This is a genomic window from Azospirillum sp. B506 (assembly GCF_000333595.1).
GTDB lineage: Bacteria > Pseudomonadota > Alphaproteobacteria > Azospirillales > Azospirillaceae > Azospirillum.
This window is the reverse complement of record NZ_BADK01000349.1, coordinates 1-9342: the sequence shown is the minus strand read 5'-3', so window position 1 is coordinate 9342 and position 9342 is coordinate 1. Positions and strand designations below refer to the sequence as shown.

The window sequence follows — 9342 nt, the reverse complement described above, 5'->3', positions numbered from 1 at the left end:
GAGATATGATCGTCCGCACCCCCGGATGATTTTTGTAAAAAACAATCTCGATCCGACCAACGTCGTGCTTCTTCAAGAATTATGTCCGCTTTGTTCAATGTCACCAGGCCGCAACCTGCGTAGGCTGCTTGTCATAAAAGATCGATGGTGCGGATAGGACCCGACCTCCCGCCCATCCGAACGTGGCCGCAAAGCAAACAAGGCCGCGGGAAAACAGCGTGTTCGCCGACCATTCGCGACCCACGATACGAACAGGAAAGCGGAAGAGGGGCACGGGACAATGAAGTGCATCGAACAGCAATCCGGCGATTCCAAGACCGACACCATCGGCTTTCTCCTGGTTCCCGATTTTTCCATGATCGCCTTCACCGCGGCGGTGGAGCCTCTCCGCCTCGCCAACCACATCAGCGGCAAGGAGCTGTATCGCTGGGTGCTGCTCTCCCCGAATGGCGGAGTCCAGCGGGCCAGCAACGGCATCGGCATCTGCGTCGACCACGCCATCGCCGACGCGCCGCCGCTGTCCACCGTGATGGTATGCAGCGGCATCGGCGGCCACTGGTACGAGGACCGGGCGATGTTCTCGTGGATGCGGCGTTCGGCCGCGCAGGGAGTCGCCTTCGGCGCCCTGTGCACCGCCAGCCACATCCTGGCCCGGGCCGGCCTGCTGAACGGCTACCGCTGCACCATCCACTGGGAGAATATGGCCGGCTTCGCCGAGACCTTCCCGGAAATCGAGGCGACGGGGGAGCTGTTCACCATCGACCGCAACCGCTTCACCTGCGCCGGCGGCACCGCCGCGACCGACATGATGCTGCACCTGATCGCCGCCCGCCATGGCGAGAAGCTGGCGGTGGAGATCGCCGAGCAGCTCCTGCACACCAAAATCCGCGCCGGCAGCGTCCGCCAGCAGGAGGAACTGCAGGCCAATCCGGTGCTTGACCATGAGGATCTCAACGCCGCCGTGGCGGTGATGCAGGCCAACATCGAGGAACCGCTGGATCTGCTGACGCTCGCCGCGGAACTGGGGCAGTCCCGCCGCAATCTGGAGCGGCTGTTCCGCAAATACATGAACTGCTCGCCGGCCAAATATTATCTGGGCCTGCGGATGAAGCGGGCGCGGCAACTGCTGTGCCAGACCCGGATGTCGGTGATGGAGGTGTCGATCAGCTGCGGCTTCATTTCCGCCACCCATTTCAGCAAATGCTACCGCGATCATTTCGGCATCGCGCCGCGCAGCGACCGCCAGAACCAGCGGCACAGCCCGCTTGCCGCCGCGCACGAGTTCGCCGGCCTGACCTGACACACAGCGGAAAAGGAGGAAGCGGCGGGAATCGCCAAATTCGTGTCGCTTTCAAACAGATGCCGCCCGCAGGATGTCGATAAGGTACAAAGACGGCCCACCCGGCACCAGATCCGCGTCCGGCCACGCCGGACAACAGCCAGGAGGACGGCTCGATGCTAGATGCGATACTCTCCGCCCAATGCGCACGCGGCCTGCCCACCGCCAATCCCGTGCTGTCCACCATCCCCACCGGCCTCTACGAGCTGTTCCTGGAGAATGTCGTCCTGCCCTGCCGGATCGGCGTCTTCGATTACGAACGCGATGCCCCTCAGCGGGTGCGCATCGACCTGTTGCTGCAGGTGCGCCAGGACGGTGCCCAGTTCTCCGACGACATCGGCGACGTGCTGTCCTACGATGACCTGCTGTCCGGGCTGAAGCGGATCCTGATGGACGAGCACACCAACCTCGTGGAGATGCTGGCGGAGAAGATCGCCCGCATGTGCCTGGCCCACGAACAGGTGCAGTCGGCCCGCGTGTCGGTGGCGAAGCTGGATATTTATGACGGCGCCGCGGTTCCCGGCATCCGGCTGGAACGGACACGCGACCAGATCCCGGCATCGCACCGCCCGATCATCCTGGCAGAGCGGCGGATTTGATCCGATGACGGCCACCGCATCCCCTGAAGACGGATCGCCGACCCCCGCCAGGAACGTCTCGGTGCGGCCCTGGGTGATCAAGATCGGCGGCAGCCTGTCGGACTGGCACCGGCTGGGAACCTGGCTGGAGCTGGTCGCGCGGCCCGGCCATCTCCATCCCGTGGTCGTCGTGCCGGGCGGCGGCCCCTTCGCCGATGCGGTGCGCGACGCCCAGGACAATTGGCGCTTCGACGACCGGCTCGCCCACCGCATGGCCCTGCTGGCGATGGAGCAGTTCGGGCTGATGCTGCACGGCATCTGCCCGACCCTGCAAACGGCGGCGACCCGCGAGCGGCTGCGGTCCTTGATCCGGGCGCGGATGCCGGCGGTGTGGCTGCCGTCGGCCATGGCGCTCGACCAGCCCGAAATCGCCGAAAGCTGGGACGTCACCTCCGACAGTCTCGCGGCCTGGCTGGCGGTGGAACTGGACGCGGCGGCGCTGGTGCTGGTCAAGTCCGGCCCCTGCCCCTGTGCGGCGACCGATGCGGCATCGCTGGCCCGCGACGGGCTGGTCGACGCCGCCTTCCCCCTTTGGCGCGGACGGTTTGCCGGCGATAGCTGGTGCATCCATCGTGACAACCATGTCCTGATGGAGGAGGCGCTGGCCGGCCGCGCCACGCCCGGCTGCGCCCTGCTGCGCTGCCCGGAAGGCGAGCCGATGCCCAGCGTGCGGGCATGAGCGTGCGGGCATGAACAGCATCGCTCCTCCTCCCGCCCCGCCAAGGCTGGCCTGGGCGCTGACCGGGTCGGGCCATTATATCAAGGAAACGCTCGACCTGATGACGCGGCTGGCGCCGCTCGACGTGTTCCTCAGCAAGGCGGCGGAGGAGGTCATGCGCATGTACCGCCGCCGCGACGGCAATTTCCCTCCCGGCACCCGCCTGTTCCGCGACCGGGCGGCCAGCGCGCCGCAGATCGGGCGGTTCTATTTTGGCGAATACCACACGCTGGTGGTGGGGCCGGCCACCTCGAACACGGTGGCCAAATGCGTTCAGGGGATTTCCGACACGCTGCCGACCAACGCCTTCGCCCAGGCCGGCAAATGCCGGGTTCCCTGCATCGTCTTCGCCTGCGACACCGCACCGGAAATGATGACGGAGGCGCCGCACGGCATGGTGCCGGTCTATCCCCGGCGCATCGATCTGGAGAATGTCGACCGGCTGCGCGGATTCGAGGCGACCACCGTCGTCGAAACCGTGCCCGAACTCGAATCCGCGCTGAAGGCGCGTCTCGAATGTCTGACCACCTCGTCTTCCTGACCGGAAAGCTGGCGGAGCCGCGCCTGCGGGCGGTGCTCGACGGGATGGCGCCCTCGTCCTTCCGGTTCGACGTGGTGCAGATCGGCGTCAGCGTCGCCGCCCTGATGACCGAGGAGCTGATCAAACGCCGCCTGCCGTCCCCGCCGGCCGGGGCGCGGGTGATCCTGCCCGGGCGGACCCGCTGCGATCTGTCGGCCTTGTCGGAGCATTTCGGCGTCGCCTTCGAGCGCGGACCGGAGGAGCTGCGCGACATCCCGGCCTATCTCGGCGGCCGGCCGGCGCGGGCCGACCTGTCCCGCCATGCGGTGACGATCTTCGCGGAAATCGTCGATGCCCCGCGCCGCTCCATCGACGATTTGCTGGAGACCGCTGCGAAGCTGCGCCGCGACGGCGCCGACGTGATCGACCTCGGCTGTCACCCCGGCGAGCGGTTCGAGGGACTGGATGCCGCCGTCGCCGCCCTGGTCGCCGGCGGCCACAGGGTCAGCGTCGACAGCGCCGACCCGGAGGAGCTGTTGCGCGGGGCGTCCGCCGGCGCCTCCTACCTGCTCAGCCTCAACGAGGACACGCTGTGGGTGCTGGAGCGAACCGACGCGACCCCGATCCTGGTGCCCGCCAAGCCGCGCGACCTGGACTCCCTGGGCCGCGCCATCGACCGGCTGCGGGCTTCCGGCCGCCGTTTCCTCGCCGATCCGGTTCTCGACCCCATCCATTACGGCTTCACGGACTCGGTGGTTCGCTATCACGAGCTGCGGCGCCGCTATCACGACATCGAGATGCTGATGGGCATCGGCAACCTGACCGAATTGACCGATGCCGACACCACGGGCACCACGGCGTTGCTGATGGGCATGGTATCGGAACTGTCGATCGGTGCCGTCCTGACCCTTCAGGTCAGTCCGCACGCGCGCACCGCGGTGCGCGAAGCCGACCGGGCACGCCGCATCATGCATGCGGCTGCGGACAGCGGCAGCCTGCCCAAGGGCATCGATGACGGGTTGATGGCTCTGCGTGACCGCCGCCCCTTCGCCGGCACCCCGGCGGAGATCGCGGAAACCGCCCGCAACATCCGCGACCCCTCCTTCCGGATCGAGGTGGCCGAAGACGGCGTCCACGTCTACAACCGCGACGGCCATCATGTGGCAACCGACCCCTACCGGCTCTATCCGCTGCTCGGGCTGGCGGAAGACGGCGGACATGCCTTCTACATGGGGGTGGAGCTGCAGAAGGCCTTCCTCGCCTGGCAGCTTGGAAAACGCTATGTTCAGGACGAAGACCTCTCCTGGGGCTGCGCCGTGGAGACGGCGGCAGACGCGGACAGCGATGTCCACGGCTTCAAGACGGCGGGCACGACCTTGCAGGACCGCCGACGGGCCTGCGGAAGGGCATCATGATTCTGGAAACCATCGTCACCACGCTGGGCGCCGACGGAACCCCGCACATTGCCCCGTTCGGCATCACCCGGACCGGAGAGGATCTGGTGATCGCCCCCTTCCGCCCCTCCCTCACGCTCAACGCGCTGGACGCCACCGGGCGGGCGGTGATCAACCTCACCGACGATGCGCGGCTGTTCGCCGGCTGCCTGACCGGGCGGCGGGACTGGCCGTTGGTTCCGGCGACTGTCATCGCCGGGGTGCGTCTCGCTGACAGCCTCGCCCATTGGGAGGTGGAGGTGGTCCGGGTCGAGGCCGATCCGGTGCGCCCGCGCTTTCATTGCCGCAACGTCCATGAAGAGACGCATCGGCCCTTCGGCGGTCACAACCGCGCTGCCGCCGCGGTGATCGAAGCGGCGATCCTGTGCAGCCGCCTGCATCTGCTGCCGTGGGAAAAGGTTGAACGCGAAATGGCTTACCTTGCCATCGCCGTGGAGAAGACCGCGGGAGACCGCGAGCGGGAGGCCTGGGGCTGGCTGTCGGAGCGCGTGACCGCCTTCAGGGCTGGCAAACCTCCAACGCAGCCGCCCGCGACCGGCGCCGCGGCTCCCGACCTGGCAAAGCCACAGGCGCTCTCATGATCCGCATGCTTGCCAGCGTGACCGATCCCGTGGAGTCCGAAATCGCGGTGACGGCCGGGGCCGATCTGATCGACCTGAAGAACCCGGACGACGGCGCCCTCGGTGCCCTGCCCGTCAGCACCATCCGCTCCTGCCTGGACGCGGTTGCCGGACGGAGACCGGTCAGCGCCACCATCGGCGACCTGCCGATGGAACCGGCCTGTGTGGCGGACGCGGTGTCGAGGACCGCCGCCACCGGTGTCGACATCGTGAAGATGGGCATCCTCGCGGGCGGCGATCCGCAGGCCTCCATCGCCGCGGCTGCACAGGCGCGCGGTCCCGCCGCGCTGTTCGGCGTCATCCTCGCCGACATGGTAAGCCCAACCCTTGATCTCGTCCGCGCCATGGCCGGAGCGGGCTTCATCGGCGTGATGCTGGACACCGGACTGAAGGATGGCCGCACCCTGCGCGATCATCTGTCTGCCGACGCCCTGGCCGGCTTCATCGGGCAGGCCCGCGATGCCGGACTGAGTGCAGGGCTGGCCGGGTCCCTGAGACTTGCGGACATCGGTCCGCTGGCGGCCCTCCATCCGTCGATCCTCGGCTTTCGCGGCGCTCTTTGCCGGAACGGCGCACGGCGCGACGTCATCGATCAGCACAGGGTCGCCGAGGTCGTTCACGGCGTGCGCGTTTCCTCCGACCGCCTCCGCCAAGCCGGAGCACCGGACGGACTCCAGGCTTATGGTTTCCCGTGAAAGCCAGGCTTCAAGCAGGTCCGCTTGAAGCGGTCACAGTCTCGCGCACCGGCTCCCCCAGGCTCAGCATAAGGCGGTTGGCCCAGGCGAAGATCGCGACGGCCAGGATCAGGTCGAGGATCTCGCCATCCTGCAATCCGGCCCGGCGAAGCTCGGCAACGTCGCCTGCCGCCAGGAAGGCGGGCGAGGCCGTCAGACGGCCGGCGGCGACGGAGACCGCCTGCTGGCGCCGGTCCTCCAGACCGGCGATGCCCTGTGTGAACAGCGCTTCGACCGCTTCCCTGCCGCCGGTCAGCTCGACGAAGCGGCGGGCGTGGACCGAGGCGCAATAGACGCAGCCGTTCAGCACCGACTCAACGGCGGTCGCCAGTTCGCGCTCCGCCCGTGGCAGGCCGCGCGGGGCGTACATGATCCCGTTGAACAGCGGCGTGCGGTGGAGGAGCGCCTCCGGCTCATGCGCCAGCACCAGCGAATAGGCGCCGATGGCCATGTTGGACGGTGTCACCGCCAGCGCCACGCGCTGCTCCTCGCTGGCCTTTTCAAGCGCCACCGGGGCAAGCCAGGGCTTCCAGTCCAGGACGTCGATGGTGAAACCGATCGACGGGTCGGCCGGAACCGGTGCCCCGGACGGCAGGTCGGTTTGCCCTTCGTCCGCACCTCCCCTCTCCAGCGCTTGCAGTCCGGCCAACAGGCGGGCCTGATAATTCACAAGCGCGATCAACTGCGACAGCGCGACGATGCCATGGGCGTCCAGCCCCGCATCCTCCAACCCACGCAGATGCTCCGGCCGGGACTCGCGCGGCGAGAGCGTGACACGCTCGGCGTGGGCGATCAGGGCCGGGCGGGCGGCGGCGCCAGCGGCAAGCCCGCGGTAATGGGCAGCAAGCGCCTCGTTTCCGGCCAGCGTGGCGATGCGCTCCGCCACAGCGGCGCGCTCGGCGGCGGGAAACAGGCCGGGACGCCGCGGCGACAGCAGGGCGTCGTGCGCCGCCTGCGTGCGGGCGCGGACCTCCGCCCGGCGGGCACGCAAGACCAGCAGCGGCGAGGCATCGGACAGGCCGGCCAGCTGGTCGATCAGGTCGGGGGCGACCCGGGCGATCTCGCCGGTGGCATCGATGATGGTGGCGCTCATCGGAATCCCTCCGCTTCGGTCCATTCGTCGCCCAGCAGTTCCGGCGTTTCGAACCCGATCAACCGTTGCCAGTGATGGTCATAGTCCTCGGTGAACAGGGCCGACGTGATGCTGTCGGCCAGACGCTCCGCCCCGGCGCTGATGCCGGGGATGTCGCCGGTCACCTTGCCGTGGCTCAGCACCGCGGCATAGTTGAAGGCGTGGATACGGTTCAGCCAGGGCGCCTCGCCGGGGGTGCGCTCCAGGAACTCGAAATCGGCGCCGAGATAGGGGTGCAGCGCAAAATCGCTCTCATCCCGACCTGCCAGGACATAGCGGTCGCGCCACAGCAGGGTGTGGCGGGCGATCTCCGCCAGTTCCGGCCGCTGTGCCCAATCCACGGCGAAGCCGGTGGCGAGAATGACGTGATCGACCGCCACCACGCCCCGCCCGGTGTGCAGCACCAGACGGTCGCCGTCCGGCTCGGCCGCTTCTATCGGGCAGCGGGTCAGCAGCGCGAAGTTGGGATGGCGCGAACAGCGCAGCATGGAGTTGTGCGGTGCCGGCACCCCGGTCTCGGCGATGTACTGGTTGTAGGCCCAGCGCCGCTCGTCCGACAGGGTGTGGAAACCGAGCACCATGCCGGGATGGCCAGCGCCCAGCCCCTTGTTGATGCGGGGCAGATCGGGACGGCGGATCAGCATGTAGACCTTGGCGGCACCGTGCTCCAACGCTTCCGCCGCGTTGTCCACCGCGCCGGCGCCGGCACCGAGAACCGCCACCGTCCTGCCCTTCAGCGCCGCGAAGTCGATGGCTTCATGGGCATGGCTCCAGAACCGCTTGTCCACCGCCTTCCAGAAGGCCGGAATGAAGGGACCGCCCAGACCGTCGCGGCCGTTCGCCAGGATCACCCGCCTTGCCCGCACCTGCTGCCGCCCCTCCGGTCCGTCAAGATCGAGGGTCACGCCATCGGCATCGCCGGAGATCGCCGTCAATGCGGTGTCGTTCCGCACCGGCGGGTTGGTGACGCGGCGGTACCAGTTGAGGTAATCGAGCCACTGCAGGCGCGGGATGCGATGCAGCGCCTCCCAGTCCGCAAGGCCGAACCGCGCCTCGTACCAGGCGCGGAAGGTCAGGTTGGCGAAGCCAAGCGCCGGCCCGGTCAGCGTCTTGGGCGACCGCAAGGTCTCCATCCGGGCGTAGGTCGCCCAAGGCCCCTCGCGGCCGGCCGGCGCCCGGTCGAACAGTCGGATGTTGGAAATGCCGACCTTGCGCAGGGCGAAGGCGGCGGTCAAACCCGCCATGCCGGCGCCGACGATGGCGACATCAAGCACGCCGTCCCGTGCCGGCACCCAGTCGGCCGGCGGCAGGGCGAGAAGGTCGAAGTCGCGGGCCAGCCGCGCCTCCAGCTCGGCCAGGGATCGGGGGCCAGGGTCGGTCGCGTATTCGGTCGCATCGGCAGTCGCATCGGCAGGCAAGGCGGAAATGTCCTCGGTCATCGGGAAAGGGTCCTCTCCGTGTTGGGGGGCCGCTTTGCGCGGCTGTTGTCCGTACGGTCTCCACCCCTGGAGGAAGGCGGTGCGGTCTTTCAGGCTGTCAGCCTGCAGGCGGCCTGGGCGCCGCCCAGATAGGCGTCGCGGATCTGCGGGTCGCGGGCGAGGTCGGCGGCGGGGCCGGACAACACGATGCGGCCGGTCTGCAGCACATAGCCGCGATGGGCGATCTGCAGGGCGAGGTTGGCGTTCTGTTCCACCATGAAAATGCTGACGCCCTGCCGGTTGATGGTCTGGATCATCTCCAGCACGCGGTCGACATGCAAGGGCGACAGGCCCATCGTCGGCTCGTCCATCACGATCAGGCGTGGACGCCCCATCAGGGCGCGGGCCATCGCCACCATCTGCTGCTCGCCGCCCGACAGGGTGCCCGCCTGCTGGGCGTGGCGTTCGCGCAGCTTGGGGAACAGGCCGAGGACGCCGTCGTAATCCTCCGCCACCGCCTTGGAATCGCTGCGGGTGTAGGCGCCCATCAGCACATTCTCGCGCACCGTCATGGTGCCGAACAGGCGGCGCGATTCCGGCACGGAGCCGATGCCGCGCCGCACGATCTGCGGCGTGGTCAGGCCGGTCAGCGGCTGGCCGTCGAAGACCACCTGTCCGGAGCGCGGCTTCAACAGCCCCAGGATGACCTTCATCGAGGTGGATTTGCCGATGGCATTGCCGCCCAGCAGGCAGACGATCTGCCCGCGCG

Annotated in this window: 10 protein-coding genes; 7 read left to right on the top strand and 3 right to left on the bottom strand. The window is 68.4% G+C overall.

Translation table 11 applies throughout. From position 1 onward, the window contains the following. The first annotated feature begins 280 nt into the window (after positions 1-280). The 7 genes from I71_RS10720 to I71_RS10690 all read left to right on the top strand — a co-directional run bounded on the left by I71_RS10720 (position 281) and on the right by I71_RS10690 (position 5984). Positions 281-1300 carry a GlxA family transcriptional regulator gene (locus I71_RS10720; protein WP_042694757.1) on the top strand — a complete coding sequence of 340 codons (1020 nt, stop codon included), beginning with the start codon at positions 281-283 and terminating at the stop codon, positions 1298-1300. Between the two features lie 155 nt (positions 1301-1455). Then, positions 1456-1938 (top strand): dihydroneopterin aldolase, encoded by a 483-nt coding sequence (locus I71_RS10715; protein WP_042694755.1) that lies wholly within the window; start codon positions 1456-1458, stop codon positions 1936-1938. Positions 1939-1942: 4 nt separating this feature from the next. Continuing rightward, on the top strand, positions 1943-2656 hold the full coding sequence (locus I71_RS10710; RefSeq protein WP_244433752.1) for a uridylate kinase: 714 nt from the start codon (positions 1943-1945) through the stop codon (positions 2654-2656). 10 nt (positions 2657-2666) lie between these two features. After that, complete coding sequence (locus I71_RS10705; RefSeq protein WP_042694753.1) at positions 2667-3236, top strand: flavoprotein; 570 nt, start codon at positions 2667-2669, stop codon at positions 3234-3236. Then, positions 3212-4630 (top strand): DUF6513 domain-containing protein, encoded by a 1419-nt coding sequence (locus I71_RS10700; protein ID WP_042694751.1) that lies wholly within the window; start codon positions 3212-3214, stop codon positions 4628-4630. The genes I71_RS10705 and I71_RS10700 overlap by 25 nt, the downstream gene beginning before the upstream one ends. Further along, positions 4627-5250, top strand: coding sequence for a DUF447 domain-containing protein (locus tag I71_RS10695; protein ID WP_244433751.1), 624 nt, complete (start codon positions 4627-4629; stop codon positions 5248-5250). The genes I71_RS10700 and I71_RS10695 overlap by 4 nt, the downstream gene beginning before the upstream one ends. Then, positions 5247-5984, top strand: coding sequence for a (5-formylfuran-3-yl)methyl phosphate synthase (locus I71_RS10690; RefSeq protein ID WP_042694749.1), 738 nt, complete (start codon positions 5247-5249; stop codon positions 5982-5984). Before I71_RS10695 ends, I71_RS10690 begins: the two co-directional genes overlap by 4 nt. Before the next feature lie 10 nt (positions 5985-5994). On the opposite strand, the gene I71_RS10685 is transcribed toward I71_RS10690, so the two are convergent. The 3 genes from I71_RS10685 to I71_RS10675 all read right to left on the bottom strand — a co-directional run. Next, positions 5995-7116, bottom strand: coding sequence for a peroxidase-related enzyme (locus I71_RS10685; RefSeq protein WP_042694747.1), 1122 nt, complete (start codon positions 7114-7116; stop codon positions 5995-5997). Beyond that, positions 7113-8594, bottom strand: coding sequence for an NAD(P)-binding domain-containing protein (locus tag I71_RS10680; protein ID WP_083897088.1), 1482 nt, complete (start codon positions 8592-8594; stop codon positions 7113-7115). The genes I71_RS10685 and I71_RS10680 overlap by 4 nt, the downstream gene beginning before the upstream one ends. An 89-nt stretch (positions 8595-8683) precedes the next feature. Further along, positions 8684-9342, bottom strand: a 659-nt coding sequence (locus tag I71_RS10675; protein ID WP_042694745.1) for an ABC transporter ATP-binding protein, incomplete at its 5' end; no start/stop codon positions are given.